Origin of the sequence: Curtobacterium sp. NPDC089991 (genome assembly GCF_044748425.1) — a bacterium.
Lineage (GTDB): Bacteria > Actinomycetota > Actinomycetes > Actinomycetales > Microbacteriaceae > Curtobacterium.
On the sequence record NZ_JBIVGB010000002.1, the window covers coordinates 724,706 to 749,331 of the forward strand.

25 protein-coding genes are annotated in these 24,626 nt (G+C 72.3%); 16 read left to right on the forward strand and 9 right to left on the reverse strand.

Going from position 1 to position 24,626, the window contains the following annotated elements; all coding sequences use genetic code 11:
* Window positions 1-57 precede the first annotated feature (57 nt).
* The 4 genes from ACIPV1_RS08630 to ACIPV1_RS08645 all read left to right on the forward strand — a co-directional run bounded on the left by ACIPV1_RS08630 (window position 58) and on the right by ACIPV1_RS08645 (window position 2,507).
* Window positions 58-1,140: an Asp23/Gls24 family envelope stress response protein gene (locus ACIPV1_RS08630; RefSeq protein ID WP_402726160.1), complete on the forward strand. Its 1,083-nt coding sequence runs from the start codon at window positions 58-60 to the stop codon at window positions 1,138-1,140.
* Window positions 1,137-1,553 carry an MFS transporter permease gene (locus ACIPV1_RS08635; RefSeq protein ID WP_131921429.1) on the forward strand — a complete coding sequence of 139 codons (417 nt, stop codon included), beginning with the start codon at window positions 1,137-1,139 and terminating at the stop codon, window positions 1,551-1,553. Before ACIPV1_RS08630 ends, ACIPV1_RS08635 begins: the two co-directional genes overlap by 4 nt.
* 38 nt (window positions 1,554-1,591) lie before the next feature.
* Entirely contained in the window at window positions 1,592-1,783 is a 192-nt protein-coding gene (locus ACIPV1_RS08640; RefSeq protein ID WP_123939323.1) for a hypothetical protein, read from the forward strand.
* 73 nt (window positions 1,784-1,856) lie between these two features.
* A complete protein-coding gene (locus ACIPV1_RS08645) occupies window positions 1,857-2,507 on the forward strand; it encodes a gamma-glutamylcyclotransferase family protein (protein WP_402726161.1) in 651 nt (216 codons plus the stop codon).
* Here ACIPV1_RS08645 and ACIPV1_RS08650 read toward each other — a convergent pair.
* From ACIPV1_RS08650 to rimK, 4 genes are all read right to left on the reverse strand, one after another.
* Window positions 2,483-3,469 (reverse strand): NAD-dependent epimerase/dehydratase family protein, encoded by a 987-nt coding sequence (locus tag ACIPV1_RS08650; RefSeq protein ID WP_402726162.1) that lies wholly within the window; start codon window positions 3,467-3,469, stop codon window positions 2,483-2,485. The two genes, ACIPV1_RS08645 and ACIPV1_RS08650, sit on opposite strands and share 25 nt — an antisense overlap.
* Before the next feature lie 124 nt (window positions 3,470-3,593).
* The gene (locus ACIPV1_RS08655; RefSeq protein ID WP_402726252.1) at window positions 3,594-6,365 is read right to left on the reverse strand and encodes an alpha/beta fold hydrolase; all 2,772 of its coding nucleotides are present in this window, start codon (window positions 6,363-6,365) and stop codon (window positions 3,594-3,596) included.
* An 8-nt stretch (window positions 6,366-6,373) separates the two neighbouring features.
* Window positions 6,374-7,480, reverse strand: coding sequence for a 3-oxoacyl-ACP synthase III (locus ACIPV1_RS08660; protein WP_123939401.1), 1,107 nt, complete (start codon window positions 7,478-7,480; stop codon window positions 6,374-6,376).
* A gap of 53 nt (window positions 7,481-7,533) precedes the next feature.
* The gene (gene rimK / locus ACIPV1_RS08665; RefSeq protein ID WP_123291758.1) at window positions 7,534-8,712 is read right to left on the reverse strand and encodes a 30S ribosomal protein S6--L-glutamate ligase; all 1,179 of its coding nucleotides are present in this window, start codon (window positions 8,710-8,712) and stop codon (window positions 7,534-7,536) included.
* A gap of 349 nt (window positions 8,713-9,061) precedes the next feature.
* Between rimK and ACIPV1_RS08670 the strand changes: the two genes are divergently transcribed.
* From ACIPV1_RS08670 to ACIPV1_RS08680, 3 genes are read left to right on the forward strand one after another with little or no spacing between them, the layout of a single operon-like run.
* Window positions 9,062-9,538 carry a hypothetical protein gene (locus ACIPV1_RS08670; RefSeq protein ID WP_402726163.1) on the forward strand — a complete coding sequence of 159 codons (477 nt, stop codon included), beginning with the start codon at window positions 9,062-9,064 and terminating at the stop codon, window positions 9,536-9,538.
* Window positions 9,535-10,167: an RES family NAD+ phosphorylase gene (locus tag ACIPV1_RS08675; RefSeq protein WP_402726164.1), complete on the forward strand. Its 633-nt coding sequence runs from the start codon at window positions 9,535-9,537 to the stop codon at window positions 10,165-10,167. Before ACIPV1_RS08670 ends, ACIPV1_RS08675 begins: the two co-directional genes overlap by 4 nt.
* A 33-nt stretch (window positions 10,168-10,200) precedes the next feature.
* Window positions 10,201-10,683: a RimK/LysX family protein gene (locus ACIPV1_RS08680; protein ID WP_159573400.1), complete on the forward strand. Its 483-nt coding sequence runs from the start codon at window positions 10,201-10,203 to the stop codon at window positions 10,681-10,683.
* Between the two features lie 118 nt (window positions 10,684-10,801).
* Here ACIPV1_RS08680 and ACIPV1_RS08685 read toward each other — a convergent pair whose 3' ends face one another.
* Window positions 10,802-11,695, reverse strand: a complete 894-nt coding sequence (locus ACIPV1_RS08685) for an alpha/beta hydrolase (RefSeq protein ID WP_402726165.1) — start codon at window positions 11,693-11,695, stop codon at window positions 10,802-10,804.
* Between the two features lie 119 nt (window positions 11,696-11,814).
* Window positions 11,815-12,375, reverse strand: coding sequence for a TetR/AcrR family transcriptional regulator (locus tag ACIPV1_RS08690; RefSeq protein ID WP_123939328.1), 561 nt, complete (start codon window positions 12,373-12,375; stop codon window positions 11,815-11,817).
* A 53-nt stretch (window positions 12,376-12,428) separates the two neighbouring features.
* Here ACIPV1_RS08690 and ACIPV1_RS08695 point away from each other — a divergent pair, with 53 nt between their 5' ends.
* Window positions 12,429-13,652, forward strand: coding sequence for an MFS transporter (locus ACIPV1_RS08695; RefSeq protein WP_402726166.1), 1,224 nt, complete (start codon window positions 12,429-12,431; stop codon window positions 13,650-13,652).
* On the opposite strand, the gene ACIPV1_RS08700 is transcribed toward ACIPV1_RS08695, so the two are convergent.
* The gene (locus tag ACIPV1_RS08700) at window positions 13,558-13,896 is read right to left on the reverse strand and encodes a YciI family protein (protein ID WP_402726167.1); all 339 of its coding nucleotides are present in this window, start codon (window positions 13,894-13,896) and stop codon (window positions 13,558-13,560) included. The genes ACIPV1_RS08695 and ACIPV1_RS08700 overlap by 95 nt on opposite strands.
* Window positions 13,897-14,043: 147 nt before the next feature.
* Here ACIPV1_RS08700 and ACIPV1_RS08705 point away from each other — a divergent pair, with 147 nt between their 5' ends.
* The 5 genes from ACIPV1_RS08705 to ACIPV1_RS08725 all read left to right on the forward strand — a co-directional run bounded on the left by ACIPV1_RS08705 (window position 14,044) and on the right by ACIPV1_RS08725 (window position 18,979).
* On the forward strand, window positions 14,044-14,718 hold the full coding sequence (locus ACIPV1_RS08705) for a peroxiredoxin-like family protein (protein ID WP_402726168.1): 675 nt from the start codon (window positions 14,044-14,046) through the stop codon (window positions 14,716-14,718).
* Window positions 14,719-14,728: 10 nt separating this feature from the next.
* The gene (locus tag ACIPV1_RS08710) at window positions 14,729-16,003 is read left to right on the forward strand and encodes a sensor histidine kinase (RefSeq protein ID WP_402726169.1); all 1,275 of its coding nucleotides are present in this window, start codon (window positions 14,729-14,731) and stop codon (window positions 16,001-16,003) included.
* Entirely contained in the window at window positions 15,985-16,689 is a 705-nt protein-coding gene (locus ACIPV1_RS08715) for a response regulator transcription factor (protein ID WP_123291748.1), read from the forward strand. Before ACIPV1_RS08710 ends, ACIPV1_RS08715 begins: the two co-directional genes overlap by 19 nt.
* A gap of 335 nt (window positions 16,690-17,024) precedes the next feature.
* The gene (locus ACIPV1_RS08720; protein ID WP_402726170.1) at window positions 17,025-17,906 is read left to right on the forward strand and encodes an ABC transporter ATP-binding protein; all 882 of its coding nucleotides are present in this window, start codon (window positions 17,025-17,027) and stop codon (window positions 17,904-17,906) included.
* Complete coding sequence (locus tag ACIPV1_RS08725) at window positions 17,903-18,979, forward strand: ABC transporter permease (RefSeq protein ID WP_132099822.1); 1,077 nt, start codon at window positions 17,903-17,905, stop codon at window positions 18,977-18,979. Before ACIPV1_RS08720 ends, ACIPV1_RS08725 begins: the two co-directional genes overlap by 4 nt.
* Before the next feature lie 120 nt (window positions 18,980-19,099).
* Here the strand turns inward: ACIPV1_RS08725 and ACIPV1_RS08730 are convergent, their stop codons facing one another.
* Window positions 19,100-19,603 (reverse strand): flavin reductase family protein, encoded by a 504-nt coding sequence (locus ACIPV1_RS08730; protein WP_123673676.1) that lies wholly within the window; start codon window positions 19,601-19,603, stop codon window positions 19,100-19,102.
* Window positions 19,600-20,115, reverse strand: a complete 516-nt coding sequence (locus tag ACIPV1_RS08735) for an NADPH-dependent FMN reductase (protein WP_131880358.1) — start codon at window positions 20,113-20,115, stop codon at window positions 19,600-19,602. The genes ACIPV1_RS08730 and ACIPV1_RS08735 overlap by 4 nt, the downstream gene beginning before the upstream one ends.
* A gap of 632 nt (window positions 20,116-20,747) precedes the next feature.
* On the opposite strand from ACIPV1_RS08735, the gene ACIPV1_RS08740 reads away from it, so the two are divergent.
* From ACIPV1_RS08740 to ACIPV1_RS08750, 3 genes are read left to right on the forward strand one after another with little or no spacing between them, the layout of a single operon-like run.
* On the forward strand, window positions 20,748-21,929 hold the full coding sequence (locus tag ACIPV1_RS08740) for a sugar ABC transporter substrate-binding protein (RefSeq protein ID WP_402726171.1): 1,182 nt from the start codon (window positions 20,748-20,750) through the stop codon (window positions 21,927-21,929).
* The gene (locus tag ACIPV1_RS08745) at window positions 21,926-23,539 is read left to right on the forward strand and encodes a sugar ABC transporter ATP-binding protein (protein ID WP_402726172.1); all 1,614 of its coding nucleotides are present in this window, start codon (window positions 21,926-21,928) and stop codon (window positions 23,537-23,539) included. Before ACIPV1_RS08740 ends, ACIPV1_RS08745 begins: the two co-directional genes overlap by 4 nt.
* On the forward strand, window positions 23,539-24,576 hold the full coding sequence (locus ACIPV1_RS08750) for an ABC transporter permease (protein WP_123341179.1): 1,038 nt from the start codon (window positions 23,539-23,541) through the stop codon (window positions 24,574-24,576). Before ACIPV1_RS08745 ends, ACIPV1_RS08750 begins: the two co-directional genes overlap by 1 nt.
* Window positions 24,577-24,626: the final 50 nt, after the last annotated feature.

Consider the following 24,626-nt stretch of genomic DNA (forward strand, 5'->3'; position numbering starts at 1 on the left):
GGCACTCGCGACGTCGAGTGCCCCGATGCGTTCCGCGGACCCGAACGAGGAGGAACCATGCAGCACGACCCCCATGCGCACACGCAGGTCACCGAGGTGGCCCTGCCCGCAGAACTGACGGAGCCGCTGCCCGACGACGCGACCCCCGCGATGCTCATCGCGCGAACCGCGGCGGAGACGGCGCTCGGCGTGCCCGGCGTGCACCACCTCGGCGGGACCGTGTCCCGAGCCGCCGACGAACTGCGGAAGCGGCTCGGCCGCTCCGCCGGGACCGCCGGCGTGCAGGTCGACGACGAGGACGGCACCTTCGCGGTGCAGGTCTCCGTGATCGTGACCTACCCGCGGAACGTCCGCGAGGTCGCCGACGAGGTGAAACGGCAGGTCGCTGCAGCAGCTGGCCAGGTCGCATCCGTGCCGACGACCGTGGACGTCCGCGTCCTCGACGTGCACGGTCCGTTCGACGACGAGCCCTCGCCCGTCGAGCGAGCGGCCACCGCCGTCGGCGATGCCGTGCAGGATGCCGCCAAGGCGACGAGCGAGACCACGAAGCGCGTGGCGACGGCGACCGTCGACGCCACGAAGCAGGCGGCCGACGCGACGGCCGAGGCGACCAAGCGTGCCGCCGACGCCACCGCCGACGTCACGAAGCAGGCGGCCGAGGTCACCGCAGACGCCACCAAGCGTGCTGCCGACGCGACGGTCGACACCGCCAAGCGTGCTGCCTCGGCCACCGCTGAGGTCACCAAGCAGGCAGCCGACGCCACCGCGGACGCCACGAAGCGTGCAGCCGACGTCACCGCGGACGCCGCTGCACAGGCCGTGGACGCGACGACCGCCACGGCTGGCCGTGTGCACGAAGCCGCGTCCGACGCGCTCGACCGTGCGTCCGAGGGCGCACGGGACGCTGCCGACACCGCGCGCGACGCGGCCAGCAGCGCACGTGCGGCCGTCGTCGACGAGGACACTGCGACCCCCGTCGTCGCCTCCGAGACGGCTGCCGACGCAGCGGTGCGTGCCGCCGACTCCGCCGAGGACGCCGCGCAGGACGCCGCCGACGCCGCAGCCGACGCCAGCGAGGCAGCGCGGGCAGCCGCCCGCGACGGCGACCAGCCGACCGACCCGACCACGGACCGACCGTGACCACCGCCTGGTCCGGCGGTCGTCGGCCCCGCACCCGTCGGCCCCGGCCGCGCGGTGTGTGGATCGCCGGTGGCATCGGCGTGGTCCTGGTCGCCGGGGTCCTGCTCGGGGCGTTCCTGCCCCTGGTCGGGTTCCTCGGCGGCGTCACCGCCACCACCGCCGGCCTCGTGCCGTTCCCGTTCGTGCGGGTCACGGTCGTCGCGGTCCTCGGGCTGGTCGTCGTGCTGGCGCTCCTCGCCATGGCCCTCACTCGTCGGCACACCACGACGGCGACGATCTCGGTCGTGCTCGCCGTCCTGGTGAGCATCGCCGTCACGATCGTCCCCGTGGTGCTGGTGGCCGTCGGGTCCGCCGACCGTGCTGGCGACGTGTGGCCGATCGTCACCGAGCTCTGGCAACGCTTCACCGGCTGATCCGCCGGCACCTGCACCACCGACCAAGGAGTCCCACCATGCGCAACCGCATCATCGTCATCGGCCTGATCGTCCTGATCGGGTTCTGGTTCGGCTCCCGCGCGAACCGCCCGGTCATCAAGACGTCCAAGGGCGAGACCGTCCGCAGGGCCTGGAACGACCCGCACGCCCGCAAGGCCCGCAAGAAGCTGGGCAAGAAGATCGCCAAGGCCGCCAAGCGGCACAGCTGACGACCTGGAGGCCCGGATCACCTGCGCCGATCGGCGCGCGTGATCCGGGCCCCGCGTCCGCTACCCTCGCGACGTGAAGCGTCTCTCCCCCGGCCAGCGCTGGGTCATCGGTCTCGGCGCGTTCGCGCTCGTCTGTCTCGTCGTCGGCATCATCGGTCTGGTCGTCGGCGTCACGAACCGGTACGGGTGCCTCTCGGACGGAGACGTCTGGCCGCAGGAGCGCTGCCTCGGCGACGACTCCGGCATTTTCTGGGGCAGCGCCCTCGGCATCATCGGCCTGCTGCACCTCGGCTTGACCGGCCTGGCCGGTGCGCTCGTCTGGACCTCGACCCCGGCCATCGCTCCTGGCCCCGCTGAGCGCCCCACACCGGGCGCCGGTGCGACTCACCGGGTGTTCTCGTACGGCACGCTGCGGCAGCCGCTCGTGCAGGAGTCGCTGTTCGGCGGCCACGTCCCGACCACCCCGGACACGCTGCCCGGGTGGCGGCTCGACTGGGTGGCGATCACCGACCCCGAGGTGGTCCGGACGAGCGGCTCGGACCTGCACCCGATCCTCCGCCGGGGTGCACCGGACGACGTCGTCGAAGGTGTCGCTCTGACCCTCGCCTACGAGTGGCAGCTCCGCGCGGTCGACGACTACGAGGTCGCTGACTACCAGCGCATCCGGGTCGAGCTCACCTCGGGTCTGTCCGCCTGGGTCTACGTGGCGGCCGACGAGGCCTGAGCCGCCGCCAAGCGCGCGAGACCCTCGTCGATCGACACCGACGGGGACCACTGCAGGTCGGCTCGGGTGCGGCGTTGGTCGAACCAGTGCGCCGTCGACAGCTGCTCGGCGAGGAACCGCGTCATCGGCGGCTCGTCCTGCCCCGGACGCACCCGCCACACGGCCTCGACGAGCGACCCCGCGGCCCGGGCCACGACAGCCGGCACGTGCCACCGCGGTGCAGGCACACCCGAGGCCGCGCAGATCCCGGCGAGCAGGTCCGCGACGGGCCGGGGTTCGCCGTTCGTGACGACGTAGGCGTTGCCGTGCACGTCGTCGTCGGCCGCGTGCTCGAGCGCCGCGACCATGGCCGACGCGGCGTTGTCGACGTACAGGGTGTCGATCAGGGCGGCACCGGAGTCGAGCAGCGGCAGGCGCCCGGCCCGTGCCCGCTCGACGATCCGGCCGATCAGCTGCGTGTCCCCCGGCCCCCACACCAGGTGCGGCCGGACGGCGACGACGGCGAACCCAGGAGCGTCGGCGTCGAGCGCGAGGAGTTCGGCCGCGGCCTTCGTGCGGGCGTAGTCGCCTCGCGCGTGCTGCGGTTCGGCGACACCGGCTCCGGCGCCGACGAGCGACGACCCGGTGTGCGCGACCGACGGCGACGAGACGAACACGAACCGCCGGGAACCGGCACGACGTGCGGCGTCGACGAGTGCTCGGGTGCCGTCGACGTTCACACGGACGAAGTCAGCCGCGTCCCCCGCCAAGGAGACCTTCGCGGCGAGGTGGACGACGGCGTCGACACCGTCGACCGCGCGTGCCACCGCGGCGGCATCGGTCATCGAACCGGCGACGTCCTGCACGCCCGCGACCCCGGACGGCCGTCGCTGGAACGTGCGGACCTCGTGACCGGCGTCCCGCACGGCTGCGGCGGTCGCCCGACCGAGGAACCCGCTGGCGCCGGTGACCAGGACCGTCACGGGCGGCCCATCCGTCCACCGGACAGCACCGAGGCGGGTCGGAGATTTGCGCTGAGCGACAAGTCGCGCGTCCGACGGCCCGTGAAGTGTCGCTGAACGCGTGAGAACGCGCCGACCACGCCGGTCACGGGCGGGCCATCCGTCCACCCGACAGCACCGCGGTCGCCCAGCGGGACAGCCGGGCGCGGTCGACCTTCGAGTTGTGCCGGATGTCGGTCGGCAGCACGGGCACGGTCAGCACCGCTGCGAGCGGGACCCCGGCCGCGGCACGGACCGAAGCTGCCAACGCCGGCGGAGCCAGGGCAGGCCGTCGGACACGTCGCCCGCCGGTGGTCTCGACGACGGCCACGACCTGCTGCGTCCCGCGCGGTCCGATCCCTGCGACGCCGGCACGGCCGACTCCGGGTACGCCCTCGATGCGCTGCTCCGGTCCGACCGGGGTGACGACACCGTCCGGGGTGGTGAGCACGTGCTGCATCCGCCCCTCGACCCAGAGGCGCCCGGACGCGTCCAGGTGTCCGACGTCACCGGTGCGGTGTCCGCGCGGGTCCTCGACGCCGAGCCGCGCGACGCGGTTCGTCCGCCAGAGCCGGTCGTAGTGGTCGCGCACGTGTGGTGCCACGACGACGATCTCGCCGGTGACGCCCGCCGCGTCGGTCAGCCCACCGGTCGCTGCACCCGCGGCGTCGAGCGGCGCGATCCGCACCCGCACGTTCGCCGCCGGGAGTCCGACGCAGATGCCCTCGTCGTCCGAGGCCGCCGCCGAACGGACGCCGTCCAGGTCGACGTCGGTCATGAGCAGCCCCTCGGTCATGCCGTAGGGGGTGTGCGCACTCGCGTTCGGCATCAGCTCGGTCGCCGCGGTCAGCAGCGCGGCCGACACCGGGGCGCCCGCCGACAGGAACAACCGGACGCGCGCGAGTGCCGCACGGTCGGCGTCGGTCAGCACCGATGCCGTCGCCACGACGTTCGCCAACGCCGCCGGCGACAGGAAGACCACGGTCGCGTCGGCCGCGGCCACCGAGGCCGCGACGGCGCGCGCCGTCAGGGTGCGGGGCGCGGTGACGTCCATGTCCGGCGCCACCGACCGGGCACCGAGGGCCGGTCCGAGCAGCGCGAAGGGTGCGAAGCCCGCGACGAGGCCGGTGCCGACACCGATGTCGTACTGGGCCGCCAGGACGTCGCGGACGGCACCGAGCTGTCCGTGCGTGTAGACGACGCCCTTCGCCGGGCCGGTCGACCCGGAGGTGAACAGGATCGCGGCCGGAGCATCGGACGCCGGCACCGTGGGCAGCACGGAACCGTACGCGGGCCGACGGGCACCCCGCCGGGCGACGTCGACGAGCGTGTGCTCGACGCGCAGCGCACGCCGTGCGGGTGCGGGCAGCGGGACGGTCGCGATGCGCCGACCCGGCCAGCCGAGTGCACGAGCGGCTCCGAGTCCGGGCAGCGCGCCGATGATCCAGTCGGGCCGGGCTCCGCGGACCGCACGGGTCAGACCGCGCAGCCCCAGTCCGGCATCGGCCACCACGACGACCGCACCGATCCGCACGCAGGCGTACAGGACGGCCGTCAGGTCGGCTCCCGGGGTGACGAGGAGCGAGACACGGTCACCGCTCCGGACACCGAGGTCGTCCAGCCCGGCGGCGATCTCGTCCACCCGACGGGCGAGCAGACGCCACGTGATCGTCCGGGGGCCGCCGGCCGCGGCCATCTCGACCAGGGCGGGTTCGTCGCTGTCCCGCAGGTCCTCGAGCGCGGCGCCGAGCGGGCGGCTCACGTCGGTCGACTGGTCGGCGTCGACCGGGAGGCCCTTCTCGGCTGGAGCAGGCACGTGTCCGCCCGGCAGACGGTCGCCGATCCAGTCGAACACCGCGCCCGCCACGTCGGCGTCGTCGGGCAGCAGGTGGCCGGCACCTTCGAAGCGGTGCACGTCGGCCTGCGGCAGCCGCTCGGACAGGTCGTCGAGGTAGCGCTCCAGGAACACCGGATCGCGGGGACCCCAGAGCAGCAGCGCCGGGACCTCGAGCGCAGCGACCCCGGCGGCGATCCGGTCGAGCTCGGGCGCACTCCGGTGCCGGGCGTCGACGGGGATGTCCGCCACGAATCCACCGATCCCGCCACGACGCGCGGCACCGCGGTAGGGGGCACGGTAGCCGTCGGCCACGGCACGGTCGAGCTTCGGGTGCGCGATGCCGAGCGTCGTCTCGAGGAACGCCGGCGTCACGACGGTCGCACGGCCGAGCAGCCCCGGCCCCAGGGCGAGCCGCAGCGGCGCCGGGATCGGGGCGTCGTCGGGCTGGTGCACGGCGGTGTTGCACGTCATCACGGCAGCCAGGACGTCGGGGTGGTCGACCGCCCATCCGAGCGACACGACTCCGCCCCAGTCGTGGCCGAGGGTGACGACCGGGCCGGTCAGCCCGAGTTCGTCGGTCAGGGCACCGAGGTCCGCGACGCGCTGCGGCAGCCCCCGTTCCACCCCGGTGCGCTCCGAGAAGCCCATGTCGAGCTGGTCGACGGCGACCACGCGCCAGGCCGGGCCACCGGCCTGGGCGACCTCGAGCGAGGTGCGGAGCACCGACCGCCACAGGTACGACCACGTGGGGTTGCCGTGCACGCACAGGATGGTGCCGACCGGTTCCACGCCGAGCGCGGCCAGGGACCCGGCCGTGTCGAGGAGGTGCCAGGTGCGCGCGGCGCGATCCGTCCCCACGGGCTCGGCCGGAACGTCGCTCCGCAAGCTCCGCGACGCCCCGGAACCGGCCCGCGTGGGCCCACCTCCCGAACGGTTCTCGGACCACTCCGGGACCGTGACCAGGCGTGACCAGGCCGGGTCGAGTCCGGGCAGGGAGGGCGGCTGCGTCGCCGGAGCCGTGCTCGCGGCGACGCGGGGCAGCCGGGACCTCACCAGTGGAGTTCCATCATCGCCGTGTTGATGCCGGAACCGACGCCGCCCAGGAACACGCGGTCACCGCGACGGATGCCGCCGGACTCGACCTCGTCGGCCAGGGTGATCGGGATCGACGCCGGGCCGACGTTGCCGAAGCGCTGGTAGGTGGTGGGGACCTTGTCGCGCGGGATGCCGATGGCCTCGACGAACGCGTTGGTGTGCACGTCGGAGACCTGGTGCAGGACGTAGCGGTCCATGTCGGCCCAGTCGAAGTGGGCACGGGCCTCGGTCCAGGCCGCGACGACGAGCTCCATGCCGCCCTTGAGCAGCATCTTGGCGTCCGTGAACATGCCGTCCACGCTGCCGACGCACAGGTCGTACCACTGGGTCGCCGCGCGGGTGACGCCGCCGACGATCCGGTGCCCTTCGGGGTGCAGGTCCGCCGGGCCGAGCACGGCGGCCGCGGCACCGGACCCGAGGGTCAGGCTCGCGAACTCGCTCATGAAGTCCTTGCGGTTCCGACCGCCCTGGTTCAGGCGGTCGATGGTGTTGAGCTGCACCTGGTCGGCGTCCTCGCCGTCGACGACGAGCGCGTACTTGATCTGACCGGAGTCGATCATGCCCGCGGCGACGCTCATGGCGTTGACGAACCCCAGGCAGGCGTTCGCGATGTCGAAGTTGATCGCGGACGACGGCAGACCGAGCCCGTGGTGCAGGCGCACGGCGACCGACGGCTCGAGGTGCGGACGGGTCACCGAGGTGTTGATCAGCAGCCCGATCTCGTCCGGACGCACCCCCGCCTCGGCCATGGCGCGACGGCCGGCGTCGATGGCGGCGTCCTGGAAGGTCTGGCCCTCGCCCCAGTTGCGGCGCTCGATCACACCGGCGACCCGCTCGAGCAGTCCCATCGGCAGACGGAGGCGGCGGAGCACGCCGCGCAGCTTGGCCTCGATGTCGGCGGAGGTCGTCACGCGTTCGGCGGTCGTCGTCGCCACGGACAGCAGCGAGACGTTGTGGTGCTTCGCCGTGGCGTTGCCGGGCTGCTCGGGTTCACTGCTCGGCGCCCGGTCACTGCTCGCTGCCCGGTCGACCGGCCGTTCCGTCATGATCGTCACCGACACATACTTCCTCATTTCACCTGTGTGTGCAGTCCGGCTCGGCTGGACGCGCGGTGTCAGGCGTCCTTCGGGAGCTTCCGGATCTTGCTGCGACGGCGTCGACGGTCCGGCACCATCGAGCGCATCTCCTCGAGCTTGCCGAAGCAGAGCAGCCGGTCACTGGCCTGCAGCTCGACGCCACTGCGCGGGTTCGGGATGACGGTCGCGCCCCGGTGCAGGGTCAGCACGGTGATGTCCCGGTCCCACAGTCCCGACTCCTTGATCGTCTTCCCGACCAGGTCGGCGTTGGTGTGCACGAGCAGCTCGGCGACGCCGTAGCCCGTCGACACACTGAGCCGCTGGCGCACGTCGATCTCGGGGAAGGCCACCTGGTTGCCGATGAAGTCGATGATCGCGCCGGCGACGTCCAAGCCCGTCGCACGCTCGATGCCCTCGAGCCCCGGTGACGAGTTGACCTCCATCACGAGCGGACCGTCGTTGCCCTCGAGCATGTCGACACCGGCGACCTTGAGCCCCATGATCTGCGCCGACCGGACCGCGACCGCCTCGTACTCCGGCGACAGCGTGACCTTCTCGACGGTGCCGCCACGGTGCACGTTGGACCGGAACTCGTCCCCCGACGCCGTCCTGCGCATCGCGGCCACCACCCGGTCGCCGACGACGAGCGCGCGGATGTCACGACCGCGGCTCTCCGAGATGAACGACTGGATCAGGACGTTCTGCTTCGTCGAGTGCAGCGTCTCGACGATCGACTCGGCGACCTTCTCCTCCGGCGCCAGGATCACGCCGATCCCCTGCGTGCCCTCGAGCAGCTTGATCACGACCGGAGCCCCGCCGACCCGTTCGATCGCGCCGCGGACGTCGGCCCGGCTGTTCACGAACGTCGTCGCGGGCATGCCGATGTGGTGGCGGGACAGGATCTGGTTCGCCCGGAGCTTGTCGCGGGAGTTCGTGATGCCCGTCGCGGTGTTCGGCGTGTACACGTCCATCTGTTCGAACTGCCGCACCACCGCGGTGCCGTAGTAGGTGATCGAGTTGCCGATCCGGGGCAGCACCGCGTCGTAGTCGGACAGGAGCTTGCCGCGGTACAGCAGGTCCGGGTCCTCGCCGGACAGGTCGATCGCGAAGCGCAGCGTGTTCAGCACCTTGACGTCGTGGCCGCGGTCGAGCGCCGCAGCACGGAGGCGCTGGGTCGAGTACGCCTGCGGGGCGCGGGACAGGATGGCGAGTTTCATCGAGGGGTTCTCCGCGGGGTGGGATCGACGGCGACGGTCCATCCAAGCACGCCCGCGCCGCGATGCCACTGACCGCCTTGGAGAGCGAGCGCGTTGTACTCTTTTGACGCTTGTGCGGTACGCTGGATTGACTGATCGGACGGTGGGCGCAATGACGAAGAACCAGTACGGTCTCCGGGCGACCCGGAGCAACCGGACCCCTCGACTCGCAGGGTCCGGACGGTCAACGTCGCGGCGACCCGCGTCGTCCGAGTGGCGTGTCCGATCGCGGAGACCTTCCTCGACCGAGGCGGTCGCGCCACCGACCACCACCTCCACCGGTGCGGCGGACGACCTCCGGGATCGCCTCGTGGCCGCGCTCCTGCGGCACGTCGACCTGATCGACCTCGCCGAGGTCGAGCGGGTGAACGGATCGATGGACGCCGTCGCGGAGCGGATGCTCGCCAGCATCCCCGGCGCCGATGTGCTCGACGAGCGCGTCGGACCGTTCTACGACACTGCCGGCCTGCGGAAGTGGTTCCAGATGAGCCGGCAGACCCTCGACGCGCAGGCCAAGGTCGGCGACGTGCTCTGCGTGCTGTCAGCCGACGGCTTCCGGCTCTACCCGTCGTTCCAGTTCGATGCACGGGGCATCCTGCTCCCACGGTTGCGCGACGTCCTGGCCGGCCTGGACCCCGACCGGGTCGACCCCTGGGGCGATGCCGTGTGGCTGAACGCGCCGGCGGACGAACTCGACGGACTCACGCCGGCCCGGGCGCTCCGGACGGACCGCGCGGACGAAGCAGTCCGTCTCGCCGCACTCGCCGGAGCGTTCCGACTCGGATGACCACCGTCGCACGCACCGACGTCGTCCAGACCGCGCCACCGGCCGGTCTCGACCTGACCGGCTTCCCCGACGGGGGCAGACTCCCCGCCGAGGTGTTCCGCGCGCACCTCGCCGAGTTCGCGCCCTGGTACTTCGCCAGCCACCCCCACAGCCGCTTCAACCTCCGGGAACCGAACGGCACGTGCTGCTTCGCAGCCGCGGCCTCGACCGCTGTCCGAGAGTTCTTCGGCCCGAAGATCCGCCGCAACGAAGTGAGCGCTGCCGACGCTGCCGTCCTCCGCGTCTCGACGATCACCCCGCCGTCCGATGCGAGCTCCGCCCACGTCAGCGGCGCGGGCGCTGCACGCTTCGGGGTCACGAGCGAACTCACGACCATGGGCGACTACGCCGTGACGCAGACATGGGCCGAGCTGTTCAAGGACCTGGTCGATGCGCTCCGCTACGACTCGCGGTTCGACCCGGGGGGCGAGGCGTGGGCACTGTTCGGAACCGCGGGGCCGGCACCGTCGCTCGGCGGCGCGACCGCGGTCATCGACGGAGCACGTGCGGTCGAAGCAGCCGGCGTCTCGGTGCTGCCCGGGCCGCCGCGGAAGAGCGCCGTCCGGATGGTGCCGAACCCACCCGCCTGACCGGCCGGGTCGTGCATGGGACAGGATGGGCACATGGCCCGTGCTCCGAAGTCCCCCGACGGCGGACTCGTCGTCGCCGGCTGGCGCGAGTGGGCCGGCCTGCCGGACCTCGGGCTGCCGTGGATCAAGGTCAAGCTCGACACCGGTGCGCGCAGCTCGGCACTGCACGCGTTCGACCTCGAAGAACTCCCGGGCGACCGGGTGCGGTTCTCGGTGCACCCGTGGCAGGACACCGATGCCGACGCCGTCACGATCGAGTGCGCCGTGCACGACCGGCGCATCATCCGCAGCTCGACCGGGCACACCCAGGAGCGCATCGTCGTGCTCACCACGATCACCCTGGCCGGGCGCGCCGTCGTGTCCGAGGTCACCCTGAGCAACCGCGACCAGATGGGGTTCCGGATGCTCGTCGGGCGCGAGGCCCTGCGACAGGGCTTCCTCGTCGACCCTGCGAGGTCCTTCATGGCTGGTCGGGCGCCGAAGGAGATCCGGCGCCGCAACCGCGGGCGAGCCTGAGCGCTGCTCGCCACGCGGCACGGGCCGTGGGCGCGACCAGTCGACGGCCTGGAGGCGCGGTGCGGGGCCGCCACGGGCCTCCCGTCCGCCTCGGCGACCGCCCAGGGCGCGGGCTGGGTCAGCGACCCAGGTGACGGCCGAGGAAGGCGAGTTGCTGCGGTGCCAGGCGGCGCCAGTAGCCGTGTGTGTGGGCGCCGGGCTCGAAGCCCCCGGCGGGCGGCGTCGGGAAGCCGTCGACGTAGGCGTGCGCCGCCGGAGCGAACCCGTCGCCGTTGCCGCAGTCGACACGGACGGCGACTCCCTCGAGCGCGCGCTGCCGACCGAGGACCGTGTTCGCACGGAAGTCGGCCGCGTCGTCGAAGGCTCCGCGGGCGGTGTCCGCTGCTGCCGTCCAGAGCGCCGGACTGATCGCCGACACGGCGCGGACGCGGGACGCACCGAGCACCCCGCCGAGCCGGAGGGCGCCGAACCCGCCCATCGAGTACCCGGTCAGCGCGAGCCGGTCGGTGTCGAACCCGCGCCGCGCGATCCGGGGCAGGAACTCGTCGACGACCATCGCTGCGGGGCCGTCCCCGTCGGAACGGTGGTGCCAGTAGCGGTTGCCGCCGTCGATCGAGGCGATCGCGAACGGAGCGCCGCCACTCGTGATGTGCGCCGCGAGGAACCGGTCCCATCCGAGCTCCCGCCCGAAGAACGCCGAGTGGTCGTCGCCGTAGCCGTGCAACGCGACGGCCACCGGCAGCGGGGTGTCCGACTCCGGAGCGGCGATGGTCCACCCGACGGTCCGTCCCTTCCGCGCGGTCGACACGAAGGTGCCGGAGACCGAGGGGACCGGGTCGACGTCGGGGATCGTGCCGTCGGCACCGTTGAGCCCGAGCACGCGGTACATCGTCGACCGACCCGGCAGCAGGTCGAGGTTCACCGCCTCGGCGGCTGCACCCGCGGCGACGATGCCGACTCCCCCGATCAGCAGCGACCGACGGGTGATCGTCGACGCACGCGAACGGGTCATCCGAGGGGCACCGTTCCGTCAGGGGTCACGCGCTGCATCACGAGGGTCGGGGAGAGTCGCTGCACACCGGGCAAGATACCCAGCGCAGCGTCGGAGAACCCCGGGGCGCTGACGAGCGGTCAGGCTGCTGCGACGAGCGCCACGGCGACCGCACGCGCCGTCGCCGTGCCGACCGACGGATCGCGCAGGCGCATCGCGAGGTACCCGGAGACGACGAGCAGCAGCTGGTCGGCCAGGGCCCCGGCGCGCTCGCCGACGACGGGCGCGGCACGTTCGGTCAGCCGGGTCCGGAGCGCCCCGGTCTCGCGGTCGAGCACCTCGTGCACCTCGGCGGGGGCGTCCGCGTACTCGGCAGCGGTCCCGAGGAACGCGCACCAGCGTGAACCAGCGGCGGTCGACCGGTAGTCGTCGAGCGCGTCGAACACCGCGAGCAGGCGGCCACGGTCGTCCGGAGCAGCCTCGACCGCGCGGTCCCACGTGGCGAGCCAGTCGTCGTGCCGCCGATCCAGTGCCGCGGCGACCAGGGCTTCCTTGCTCGCGTACCCGCGGTAGAGCGTGGCGCTCGAGATCCCGGCGCGGTCGAGCACGGCGTCGATCGGGGTGGCGGCGATTCCCCGCGTGAAGAAGAGCTCCTCGGCCGCGTCGAGCAGCCGCTGCTCGGTTCCTGGACGCATCGCCATGCAAGCACCCTAGGCTCTCAAAAGTGAAACGATCGTTTTCGTTACGACAGTGGGTGTTCCTCGGCAGCGGGCTGGCCCTGATCGCCGCGACGTACGGGCTGGTCCGCCTGGCGTTCGGGCTCTTCCTGCCCGACGTCCAACGCGACCTCGGCCTGCGCCCGGACGCCGCCGGGTGGGTCTCCGCGGGGGCCTCTGCGATGTACTGCGTCGGCGCGGTGGTCGGGTTCCTGGTCGCCGCACGCGTCCCCCGGGGGCTCGTCGCCGCAGCCGCCGGAGTCGCCGGGGTCGGTGCGCTCGCGATGGCGGCGGCGCCGGGGACGTGGTCCTTCGGGATCGCCGCGGTGGTCGCCTCGACCGGGGCCGGGCTCGCCTCACCGGCCCTCGTGCAGCTCGTGTCGCGCGCGGTACCGGGGCCCGTGCAGGGAACTGCGCAGGCGGTCGTCAACTCGGGGACCGGTCCGGGGCTGGTCGCCGCGGGGGCGCTCGCACTCGTGCTCCTGCCCGACTGGCGGACGGCCTGGGCGTGGTCCGGGGTCTTCGCACTCGTCGTCGGCGTCGTGCTGCTGGTGGTGTCCCGTCGGAGCGGGTCCGGCGGTGGCCGACCAGCCGCACCGGGGACGGCGTGGTTCGCGGCGCACCGACGGGTCATCGCGCTCGCGCTGCTCTTCGGTGCCGGATCGGCGGTCGTGTGGACCTACGGCCGCTCCGCGCTGGTCGACGCGGGCGCGCCCGTCGTGGTGTCGGTGTCGGCGTGGATCGCGCTCGGGGTCGGCGGTGCTGCGGTCGCCGTGACAGCTCGGTGGACGAGCGGACTCCGCGCGCGGACGCTCTGGGCGGTGACCGCGGGCGCCGTGGCGGTGGCTGTCGTCACACTCGGTGTCGCGCCGCAGTCCACGGCGGTGGCGATGCTGGCGTGTGCGGTGTTCGGCTGGGGCTACACGGCGGCGACCGGCGCGTTGATCGCCTGGACGACCGAACTCGACGCTGCGCGGTCGTCGGCGGGGACGTCGGTGCTCTTCGTCGCGCTCGTGCTCGGCCAGGCCGTGGGATCGGCGGCATCGGGCGCACTCGTCGGAAGGGCGGGCTACGCGGCGACGTTCGTGGTCGGGGCGCTCGTCACGGCGGCGAGCGCCGTGCCCGCCGTGGTCGGGAAGCGGAGCGGGCCGAGGAGCGGTACCCGCGTCACAGCAGTGGACGCAGCTCGATCTTCCGGTTGCACGCCTGCGACGCCTCGTGCGCCACACGGAGCGCCGTCTCGGCATCCGGCAGCTCCATGACCCAGAAGCCCGCGACGAACTCGGCGCTGTCGGCCACCAGTCCGGGCGTGGTGTCCGAACCGCCGCCACGGGCGTCGACGACGGTGCCGTCGCCGGGGGCGGACACCCCGGCGGCAAACACGACGGCGTCGCCCAGGCGTTCGTTGAGGGCATCGACCGCAGTGGCCTCGGCTTGGGTGGCGGACTCCGTGCGACCGGCGGCGTCGGCCTGCCCGTCGTCGATGACGTTGACGAGGAACTGCATGGTGACTCCCCTGCTCGATGGCGGGAGGATACTCCCCGACCACCCGGTTCCGTGACGCTCCGTGACGAGCGACGGGACCGCGAGCCCCGGGACGTGCCTACGCTCCCTCCGACGGCGACCCGGCCGCCCACGACCACGGAGTACCCGATGCCCCACGACACCATCGCTCGTCGAGTCGACGAGTTCAACGACGGCTTCACCGCGCAGATCGGCCCCGAGCTCAGCGCCGTGTTCGATCGGGAACAGGCCGACCTGCGTGCCGACGGCGTCCCCGACGGTGTCCTCGCCGTCGGGGACGACGCCCCGGACGCTCCACTGCTGGACGCGACGGGCGCCGCCACGTCACTGGGCGCCGCGCGTGGTGACACGCCGACCGTGATCGTGTTCTACCGCGGCGCCTGGTGCCCGTACTGCAACCTCACGCTCCGCACCTACCAGCAGGAGTTGCTCCCCGCGCTGCAGGGACGCGGGGCACGACTCGTCGCCGTCTCGCCGCAGACCCCCGAGGGCACCGAGCAGTCGATCGCGAACGGCGAGCTGGCATTCCCGGTCCTGTCCGACCCGGAGAACGTGCTCGCCGGTCGGTTCGGCGTCGTCACGGCGCCGAGCACTGAGGCACGAGCAGCCCACACGGAGCTCGGGTTCGACGTCGCCGACAGCAACGCCGACGGAACCGCCGCGATCCCGTTCCCGTCGGTCTTCGTCATCGACGAGCACGGTGTCGTCCGGTTCGTGGACGTGCACGTCGACTACACGACGCGCACCGAGGTCACGGCGGTCCTCGCGGCCCTCGACGGCCTGGACGGGGGCGGCACCCGCTAGCGTTTGCTGCATGGGGACGACAGCGGAGTGGTCACGGCTGCCCGTGGGGCGCCGCGAGCACCGGCAGGACGCCGTGCTCGCCCTGGTGCTCGCCGGCGGCCTGACGATCACCACCGTCCTGTACGGGTCGGCGGGGACCTACGGCGACGACCAGGCGGCCTGGTGGGTCTCGGCCCTGATGATCGTCGCGAACGCGGTCCCGATCGCATTCCGTCGCCGGTTCCCGATGTCCGCTGCCGTGGTGTCCGCGCTGGCGTTCGCTGCCACGCAGCTGCTGCACGTGCCCGAGGTGTTCCTGGTCAACTTCACCCTGTTCATCTCGCTGTACTCCGTCGGCGCATGGTGCGCCGACCGGGTGCGGGCCGAGGTGGTCCGGTGGGTCGTCATCGGCGGGATGTTCGCGTGGCTGTTCCTCGCGATCTCGTTCGGCTGGGCGGTACCGAACGCACTGCCCAACGACGAGGGCGCCCTCATCCCCCCGTACATCGCGTACTCGCTGCTGAACATCGTGATCAACGTCATCTACTTCGGCGCCGCCTGGTACGCGGGCAACCGGGCCTGGGCCTCGGCCGTCGCCCGGCATCAGCTCGACGAGCGCACCGCGGAGCTCGCGGCCGAACGGGAGCGCAGCGCTGCCCAGGCCGTGACGATCGAGCGGGTCCGGATCGCCCGCGAACTGCACGACGTCGTCGCGCACCACGTGTCCCTGATGGGCGTGCAGGCCGGCGCTGCCCGACGGGTCATCGACCGTGATCCCGCGCAGGCGACGGCATCGCTCGGCGTGGTGGAGGAGAGCGCGCGCACGGCTGTCGAGGAGCTCCGCCGGATGCTCGGCACCCTGCGGTCGGCGGACGAACCGGGAACCGGTGACCGCGGTGTCGGGGACGCTCCGAGCACCGAGGGCATCGCACGCATCGTCGAGCTCGCCGAGTCCGCTCGGGTCGCCGGTCACCCGACCGAGTACGTGGTCGTGGGCAACGAGCGTCCCGTGCCGCCGACGGTCGCCGCCGTCGCGTACCGGATCGTGCAGGAGGCCGTGACGAACGTCCTGAAGCACGCTGGGCCCACCGCCCGCGCCGACGTCCGGCTCAGGTACCTCGACGACGGGCTCGAGGTCGAGGTCACCGACGACGGGCACGGTGACCGTGCTGCGCGGAACCCGTCGGGCAGCGGCCTCGGGCACATCGGCATGCGGGAGCGGGTCGCAGCCGTGGACGGACGGATCGAGATCGGGCCACGCGCCCGGGGAGGCTACCTGGTGCGGGCATGGCTGCCGACGACGTGAACGAGACGAACGACCCGAACGGCGCGACCGACCTGACGATCGTGCTCGCAGACGATCAGGAGCTGGTGCGGGCCGGGTTCCGCGTGATCCTGGAGTCCGAGCCGGGGTTCCGGGTGATCGGCGAGGCCCCCGACGGCGCCCGTGCGGTCGAGGCCGTCCGGGCCCTGCGCCCCGACGTGGTCTGCCTCGACGTGCAGATGCCCGGCGTCGACGGACTCGAGGCCGCTCGGCGGATCGCAGCGTTGCCGGACCCGCCGGCGGTGCTCATCCTGACGACGTTCGACAGCGACGACGCACTGTTCCAGGCACTCGAGGCGGGTGCCAGCGGCTTCCTGCTGAAGAACGCCTCCCCCGAACGGCTGATCGACGCCGTCCGGACCGTCGCCGCCGGGGACGCCCTGCTCGCGCCCGACGTCACGCGCCGGGTGATCAGCCGTGCGACCGCCGCACCGGTGGCGAGCGCGCGGACCGCGGACGGCGCGCTGGCAGCCGCCGGACTCACCGAGCGCGAGACCGAAGTGCTCCGGCTGCTCGCCCGGGGCCTCAGCAACGCCGAGATCGCCGCCGAGCTGTACGTCGGTGACGCCACCGTGAAGACCCACGTGTCGAACGTGCTGCAGAAGCTCGCGCTGCGCGACCGCATCCAGGCGGTCGTCTGGGCGTTCGAGCACGGCGTCGCCGGCTGACCGAGGCCGACAGATCCGGCACCGGCAGGACAAGTCCGCACGGTGCCGCGCTCGCACTACGCCCGCACCGTGCGCCCTCGCTCACCCCGTGCGGCGTTGACCGCACCGTGCCCCGCCACGACGACGCACCGAGCAACCAGAGCCCCACCGGCCGAACAACCCAGCACCGTGCCCGCCACCCGCCCGCCGCCCGCAGCCCGCAGCCCACCGACCCGCTCCCCCGCGCGGTGGAGCCAACCACCCGCCCAAGTCCCGCCGGATGGCGGAGGCGCCCCGTGCCTCCCGGCCAATAGCGTCGACGCAGGCGGCGCAGGCCGTCGCGAGAGGGGTACGACATGCTCACCATCGAAGGGGTGACCAAGCACTTCGGCGACCGCCGGGTGCTCGACGACGTGGGGTTCACGGTCGGCAACGGCCGCCTCACCGGGTTCGTCGGCGGCAACGGCGCCGGCAAGACGACCACCATGCGGATCATGCTCGGCGTGCTGCAGGCCGACTCGGGATCCGTCTCGATCGACGGCACCGCGGTCCGGCCCGCCGACCGCCGCCGCTTCGGCTACATGCCCGAGGAACGCGGGCTGTACCCGAAGATGCCGGTGGCCGAGCAGATCACCTACATGGCCCGGTTGCACGGCGTCGACAAGCGCGCGGCGACCACGCGGACCACCGAGTTGCTCGAACGACTCGAGCTGACCGGCCACGCCGACGACCCCGTCGAGAAGCTGTCGCTCGGCAACCAGCAGCGGGTGCAGATCGCCGCGGCCCTGGCTCACGACCCCGAGGTGCTGGTGCTCGACGAGCCGTTCTCGGGCCTCGACCCGATGGCGGTCGACACGGTGCTCGGCGTCCTGCGCGAGACCGCGGCGCGCGGGGTCCCGGTGCTGTTCTCGAGCCACCAGCTCGACGTCGTCGAACGGCTCTGCGACGACGTCGTCGTGATCGCGGGCGGCACCATCCGTGCCGCCGGCCCGCAGGACGAACTCCGCAAGCAGGCCGGGCCCGCCGCCTGGGAGCTGCTGGTCGACGGCGACGTCGCCTGGCTCCGCGACGAGCCCGGTGTGACGGTCCGCGAGTTCGACGGCGGCTACGCCGTCTTCGAGGCCGACCCGTCCACCGCCCAACACGTCCTGCAGCGGGCCGTCCAGCAGGGCACCGTCGGGTCGTTCGCCCCGCGGGTCCCGCGGCTCAGCGAGGTCTTCCGGGAGGTCATCCGATGAACGACTCCTTCGTGCAGGCCGTGCGGCTCGTCTCCGCACGCGAGATCCAGGCACGCATCCGCAGCAAGGCCTTCGTGGTCTCCGCCCTCATCCTGATCGGCATGGTCGTCGCGTCCATCGTGGTCGGCGGCATCGTCGGCAAGGCCACCGCCGACGACACCACGCCGGTCGCCGTGGTCGACAGCGTCTCGCTGCCCACCACGAGCGGGCTCGACGTCACGAAGTCCGGTTCCGTCGCCGACGCGGAACGGCTCGTGCAGAACGGCGACGTCGACGCGGCGATCGTGCCGTCCGACGACCCGCTCGGCTACAAGGTCGTCGGCCTCGACGAAGCCCCGACCGACGTCGTCTCCGCGCTGAGCGTCACACCGCGGATCGAGCTGCTCGACCCGGACGCGCTGCCCGGCGGACTCGTCTACCTCATCGCCATCGCGTTCGGCGTCGTGTACTTCGCCTCGGCCGTGACCTTCGGCCAGTCCATCGCGCAGAGCGTGGTCGAGGAGAAGTCGACCAGGGTCGTCGAGATCCTGATGTCCGCGATCTCGGCCAGGGCGCTGCTCGCCGGCAAGGTCCTCGGCAACAGCGTGATGGCGTTCGCGCAGATCGTCGCCGTGGCCATCGCCGCCGTCGTCACCCTGGCGGTCACCGGGCAGGACAACATGTTCTCGATGCTCGGCCCGAGCATCCTGTGGTTCGTCGGGTTCTTCGCCGTCGGCTTCGTGCTCATCGCGTCGCTGTTCGCCGCGGCGGCCGTGCTGGTGTCGCGTCAGGAGGACGTCGGCAGCGTCACCACGCCGGTGATGATGCTCGTGATGATCCCGTACATCCTGATCATCGTCGCGTACAACAACCCGACGGTGCTCGGCATCATGTCGTACGTGCCGTTCAGTGCACCGATCGGCATGCCGATGCGGATCTTCCTCGGCACGGCCGAGTGGTGGGAGCCGATCCTGTCGCTCCTGATCGTGGTCGCCGCGGTGGTCGTGGTCGTGCTGGTGGGCGCCCGCGTCTACGAGAACGCGCTGCTGCGGACGGGCAGTCGCGTGAAGCTGACGGAGGCGCTGCGCGGCTGACGCCGCGGTGTGGACGGGAGGCCCGGATCACGTGAGCAGATCGCCTCACGTGGTCCGGGCCTCCTGTCCGTTGCCCGGTGCCGGCCCGGCACGCAGCGTCGGTCCGGCACGCAGCGCAGGTCAGGCGCTCAGCGTCGCGAAGGCGGACCGGTGCCAGACCAGCGGGCTGTGCGCGAAGTCGGACATGAGTCCGAGCACCCGGAGCACGACGATGTCGTGGTCGCCGGCCGGGTAGGTGTGCTCGACCGAGCACTCCAGCCAGATCGGCGCCCCCTGCAGGAAGACCGCTCCCGTGTCGGCGACCGTCGTGTCGACCCCGACGAACCGGACCGACTTGTCGCGTGAGGCGAGCTGCCGCGTGACCTGCGCGTGCCCCTCGCCGAGGATCGAGACGCCGATCGTGCCGGCGTCGCGGAGCACCGGCCACGTGGTCGAGGTGTGCTGCACGGCGAACATCACCAGCGGTGGGTCCTGCGAGACCCCGACGGTGAACGACGACGCGACGAGCACGGTCGGTTCGCCGTCCACGACGGCGGACAGAGCGGCGACACCGCAGGGGAAGCCCGAGAACGCCTGCTTGAGTGCGGAGAGGTCCGGGGCCTCGGTGGAGTAGGGGCTGATCATGACGCGGTTCCTTCCTGGTGGCTGGCGGTCGCACCGAGGACGACGTCCCGCCAGCGGGCGAGCCAGACGTCGGTCGATGCGGGGTCCGAGTACTGCTTGTCGTTCAGGTACAGGGCGGGGGCGGGGACGGTCGCGCCGAGTTCGACCAGCACCGGTTTGAGGAAGACCTCCGGGGCGAGCGCGTGGGCCGGGCCGGCACCGAGCATGAGCGGTACCGCGACGACGCCGGCGAGCCCGTCTCCGGTGCCGAACTGGTCGAGGAACAGCTTGAGCACGCCGGTGTAGGTCGCCTTGAACGTCGGCGACGCGACGACCACGAGGTCGGAGCCGGCGACGGTCCGGACGGCGTCGGACACCGCCGTGTCACCCCAGCCGAGCAGGCCGGCGCCGAGGTCGATGACGTCGACGACGTGGTCGGGGGCGCGACCGGTGAGGCGTTCGAGCACGACCGTCGCGGCGTCGAGCGTCCGTGAGGCCGGCTTGGGGTTGCCGGCGACGACGGTGGTGATCATCGGGGTGCTCCTGTCGTGGTGGTTGGTGCTGCGGTCGTTGGTGCTGCGGGTCGTTGGTGCAGTCCACCGCTCGTTCGTTTCGCCGCCGTGCCGGATCCGTATCGGCTGGGTTACGCCAGCGGCCCGCGGACCGGCCACGCCGGAATGTCCCGGTCAGCGCGGCTGTGCGGCCGGGGCCCCTGGGCATTCCGCCAGCCGCCGTGCGCGGCCGTCGCCCGCGAATTGTGAGAGCGCCGTTACCGGAAGTCGCCTCGGATGCGTCCGGCGTGTTTCGCCCCGCCGTCGCCGCCCCGTCACCGCCCGGATCCGCGCGTCCACGGGCCTCGGTGGCGCAGTCGTCCCCCGCGGAACCACGCGGCGGACGCCCCGCGCGCACCATCGCGGCGGGTGGCCTAACACCAGCGAAACAAACGCCTAACAGGACCGTTACCGGGCGACCGCCTGCTGGCTCCCCGCTGCCGTTACATTCGCATCAGCCCCACTGCAGCGGCCGGCGTCACCCCGACGCCCCGCCGCCGGTGAACGTCTCCCGGCTCCCAGCACACGCCACCCCGCGCCGCGGGGTGTTCGTCGTACCCGCTGCAGCTTCCCCGCACCTTCCCTGCTCCACCCGTCCAGGAGGTCCCCGACCGATGTCGTCCCCCGCACCGTCCCGAACGCGTCTCCCCCGCCCCGCGCTCCTCGCCGCCGCACTCTCCGGCGTGCTGTTCCTGTCCGCCTGCTCGGCCACGTCGACCGCAACGACGACCTCCGGTGACGACACCGCCGGGGTCGAGCACGCCACGAGCCAGATCAAGGCGGCCAGCGTCGACCCCGAGTTCACCTTCGAGGGCGAGCCCTTCGACATGTCGGGGATCGCCGGCAAGACGATCTTCAACATCCCGAACTCGTCCGCCGTCCCCTTCATCACCGCGGTCGACGAGGCCGGCGAGAAGGTCGCCGAGCAGTACGGCGCGAAGTGGATCGAGTACACGAACCAGGGCACGCCCACCGAGCACTCCGCCGGCATCGACCAGGCGATCAGCCGCGGCGCCGACATCATCGTGCTGGCGCAGGGCGTCAACGGTGAACTCATCGTCCCGGCGCTGAAGCGTGCGAAGGCCGCGGGGATCCCCGTGCTGATCAGCCACACGTACCAGACCGGGGAGGCGCTGCCGGACCAGCTGCAGGACCTCGTCGCCGCGCAGGTGACCGCCCCGTTCCACGAGGCCGCGAAGCTCAACGCCGACTGGGCCATCAAGGAGACGAAGGGCCAGGGCGACGTCCTGATCATCACGTCCTCCGAGGTCCCCCCGTCCGGCGGCATCGTCAAGGCGATGCAGGACGAGTTCGAGGCGCAGTGCGACGGCTGCAGCGTCAAGGTGACGAACGTGCCGGTCGCCGACTGGGCGACGAAGATCTCGTCGACCGTGCAGTCCGCCGTGCAGTCCAACCCGAACCTCGACTACGTGCTGCCGGTCTACGACTCGATGACCCTCTACGTCGAGGCCGGCGTGACCGCGGCGGGCAAGACCGGCCAGGTGTTCACCTCGTCGTACAACGGCACCCCCGCCGTGCTGAAGATCCTGCAGGACGGCAGCGTCCTCACGATGGACATCGGCGAGAACATGGAGTGGCTCGCGTACGCCACGCTCGACCAGGCCGGCCGCGTCCTGACCGACACCCCGATCATCGAGGACGGTGACGAGAAGACCCCGCTCAAGGTCTTCACGAAGGACAACGTCGACGAGACCGGCACCCCGCCGGCGCCGAGCAAGGGCTACGGCGACGCGTACAAGACCGGGTACGAGGCCATCTGGGGCGCGGCCGAGTGACCGCCGTGCCGGTGCTGCGGATCAGCGGACTCACGAAGCGCTTCGGCGGACTGACCGCACTCGACGACGTCGACCTCGAGGTCCTGCCCGGCCAGGTCCACGCGCTCCTCGGCGAGAACGGCTCCGGCAAGTCGACCCTCATCAAGATCCTGTCCGGCACCTACGCGCCGGAGCCGGGAGCGACGATCGAGGTCCGTGGCGCCCGACTGCCCCTCCCGGTGCCGCCCGGGTACTTCCGCCGCGTCGGGATCAGCTTCGTCCACCAGGACCTCGCGCTCGTCCCGTCCCTGGGCGTGACCGAGAACCTACGGCTCGCGACCGTCGTGGCCGGCCGGGGCCCCTTCGTCCGCTGGGGCGCCGAGCACCGAGCCGCCGCCGAGCTGTTCGCACGGTACGGGGTCGACATCGACCCCCGCGCACGGATCGACGAGCTCTCCGACACCCAGAAGGCGCTCGTCGCGATCCTGCGGGCCGTCGCCGAACTCGGTGACGACCGCGCGCTCATCGTGCTCGACGAACCGACGGTGTTCCTGCCGAAGGAGGACGCCGACCTGCTGTTCCGGGTCGTCAAGGACCTCGTCGCGGACGGCCGCACCTCGGCACTGCTGGTCTCGCACGACATGTCCGAGGTCCTCGAGCACGCCGACCGGGTCACCGTCCTGCGGGCCGGCCGGGTCCAGGCGCACCGTGACACCGCCACGACGACGGCCGACGAACTCGTCGCGCTCATCGTCGGACGCGGGCTCGACGGCGCCGCCGCCAGGACCCCCCGGCCGGCGACCACCGGTGACGCCGTCGTGGCGGTCCGCGACCTCCGGGTCGGTGTCGTCGACGGCCTGTCGTTCGACGTCGCCGACGGCGAGGTCGTCGGCATCACGGGCCTCGCTGGCTCCGGGGTCGAGGACGTGCTGCCCGGCCTGTACGGCGCACGACCCGCGACCGGTTCGCTCACTGTGCGGGACGACGGGGTGCAGGCCGCCCCGATCGACCTGACCCGGGTGTCGCCCGGTTCCTCCATCGCCCGCCGTGTCGTGTACGTCCCCGCCGACCGCAAGCGCGAGGGCGGGGCGCTCACCCTGTCCGTCGAGCAGAACGTCACGCTCCCCGTCCTCGGGAAGCTGCGCGGACTGCTCGGCCTCTCCCCCGCGCGGGAACGGTCGCACGTCGCGGGACTGGTCCGCGACTACGACGTCCGTCCCGCCGACCCGTCCGCTCTGTTCGGCACGCTGTCCGGCGGCAACCAGCAGAAGGCCGTCCTGGCGAAGTGGATGCAGGACGACCCCCGGCTCGTGCTGCTCCAGGAACCGACCCAGGGCATCGACGTCGGCGCCCGCGCGGCGATCTTCTCGATGCTCCGCCGGAGTGCGGAGCAGGGCGTCGCCATCGTCTGCGCCTCCACCGACTACGACCAGCTCGCGAAGCTGTGCGACCGCGTCGTCGTCCTCGCCCACGGCCGCGTGCACGACGTGCTGACCGACGAGCGCGTCGACCGCGACGTCATCGCGGCCGCCGTCGTGGCGAGCCTGGTCGACGCGGCCGAACCCGCTGCTCCGTCCCCCGCTGCTCCGTCCCCTGCTGCTGTTCCCTCCCTCGTCAAGGAGAACGCCTGATGTCCACCACCGCCGACCCCGTCCTCGAGACCTCGATCGTCCGTCCGACCCGCCCGCGCTTCTCGTGGGGGCACACCGAGCGCTACGCCCTGCTCGGTGCCTGGCTCGTCATCGTCATCGCGTTCAGCATCGCGCTGCCCGACACCTACCCGACCCTCGGCAACCTGCAGAACATCCTCGGGTCCCAGTCGGTGCTGCTCATCCTGGCGCTCGGGTTCCTCTTCCCGCTGACCGCGGGCGAGTTCGACCTGTCCGGCGCCTCGACGATGTCGCTCTCCGCCATGACCATCGCCGTGCTCAACGCGAAGATGGACGTCCCGCTCGTGCCCGCGATCGCCGCCGGTCTCGTCATCGGCGTCGTGGTCGGGCTCGTCAACGGCCTGCTCACCGTCGGGTTCCGCATCGACTCGTTCATCGTCACACTGGGCACCTCGACGTTCATGATCGGGATCATCCAGTGGATGAGCGCCTCGTCGTCGGTGACGGGCATCGACCCCGCGCTCGTGCAGGCCACGGTCGGGTGGCGCGGGCTCGCCGGCCTGCCGCTGGCGTTCGTGTACGGCCTGATCGCCACCGTCGTCGTCCTGGTCGTGCTGAGCGCCACCCCGGTCGGCCGACGGCTGTTGTTCGTCGGCACCGGTCGCACCGTCGCCGAACTGTCCGGGCTGAACGTGCGACGGCTCCGGGTCGGTGCGTTCGTCGGCGCCGGCCTCACCGCCGCGGTCGCCGGGGTCGTCTACGCCGGCACGCTCGGCGGCGCGGACCCGTCGAGCGGACAGTCGTTCCTGCTCCCGGCGTTCGCCGCCTGCTACCTCGGCGCGACCGCCATCATCCCGGGCCGGTTCAACGCGATCGGCACCTTCATCGCCGTGTACTTCCTGTTCTCCGGGGTCGTCGGCCTGCAGATGCTCGGCGCGGACAACTTCGTCCAGCAGCTGTTCTACGGCGGCGCCCTGATCGTCGCCGTCGCCGTGTCGCAGACCATCCGGCGGCACTCCGTCGCGACCGCCGCCAAGGCCGCCGCGAAGCGTTCCTGACCCACCTCGTCCTCCCCTTCCCTGCTCGACACCCACCACAGAAAGCGAGT

Coding starts and splice junctions, on each gene's coding strand:
- ACIPV1_RS08630 (WP_402726160.1), top strand. CDS start 58: ATGCAGCACGACCCCCATGCGCACACGCAGGTCACCGAGGTGGCCCTG.
- ACIPV1_RS08640 (WP_123939323.1), top strand. CDS start 1,592: ATGCGCAACCGCATCATCGTCATCGGCCTGATCGTCCTGATCGGGTTC.
- rimK (WP_123291758.1), bottom strand. CDS start 8,712: ATGAAACTCGCCATCCTGTCCCGCGCCCCGCAGGCGTACTCGACCCAG.
- ACIPV1_RS08675 (WP_402726164.1), top strand. CDS start 9,535: ATGACCACCGTCGCACGCACCGACGTCGTCCAGACCGCGCCACCGGCC.
- ACIPV1_RS08680 (WP_159573400.1), top strand. CDS start 10,201: ATGGCCCGTGCTCCGAAGTCCCCCGACGGCGGACTCGTCGTCGCCGGC.
- ACIPV1_RS08685 (WP_402726165.1), bottom strand. CDS start 11,695: ATGACCCGTTCGCGTGCGTCGACGATCACCCGTCGGTCGCTGCTGATC.
- ACIPV1_RS08690 (WP_123939328.1), bottom strand. CDS start 12,375: ATGGCGATGCGTCCAGGAACCGAGCAGCGGCTGCTCGACGCGGCCGAG.
- ACIPV1_RS08700 (WP_402726167.1), bottom strand. CDS start 13,896: ATGCAGTTCCTCGTCAACGTCATCGACGACGGGCAGGCCGACGCCGCC.
- ACIPV1_RS08705 (WP_402726168.1), top strand. CDS start 14,044: ATGCCCCACGACACCATCGCTCGTCGAGTCGACGAGTTCAACGACGGC.
- ACIPV1_RS08710 (WP_402726169.1), top strand. CDS start 14,729: ATGGGGACGACAGCGGAGTGGTCACGGCTGCCCGTGGGGCGCCGCGAG.
- ACIPV1_RS08715 (WP_123291748.1), top strand. CDS start 15,985: ATGGCTGCCGACGACGTGAACGAGACGAACGACCCGAACGGCGCGACC.
- ACIPV1_RS08720 (WP_402726170.1), top strand. CDS start 17,025: ATGCTCACCATCGAAGGGGTGACCAAGCACTTCGGCGACCGCCGGGTG.
- ACIPV1_RS08725 (WP_132099822.1), top strand. CDS start 17,903: ATGAACGACTCCTTCGTGCAGGCCGTGCGGCTCGTCTCCGCACGCGAG.
- ACIPV1_RS08730 (WP_123673676.1), bottom strand. CDS start 19,603: ATGATCAGCCCCTACTCCACCGAGGCCCCGGACCTCTCCGCACTCAAG.
- ACIPV1_RS08735 (WP_131880358.1), bottom strand. CDS start 20,115: ATGATCACCACCGTCGTCGCCGGCAACCCCAAGCCGGCCTCACGGACG.
- ACIPV1_RS08740 (WP_402726171.1), top strand. CDS start 20,748: ATGTCGTCCCCCGCACCGTCCCGAACGCGTCTCCCCCGCCCCGCGCTC.
- ACIPV1_RS08750 (WP_123341179.1), top strand. CDS start 23,539: ATGTCCACCACCGCCGACCCCGTCCTCGAGACCTCGATCGTCCGTCCG.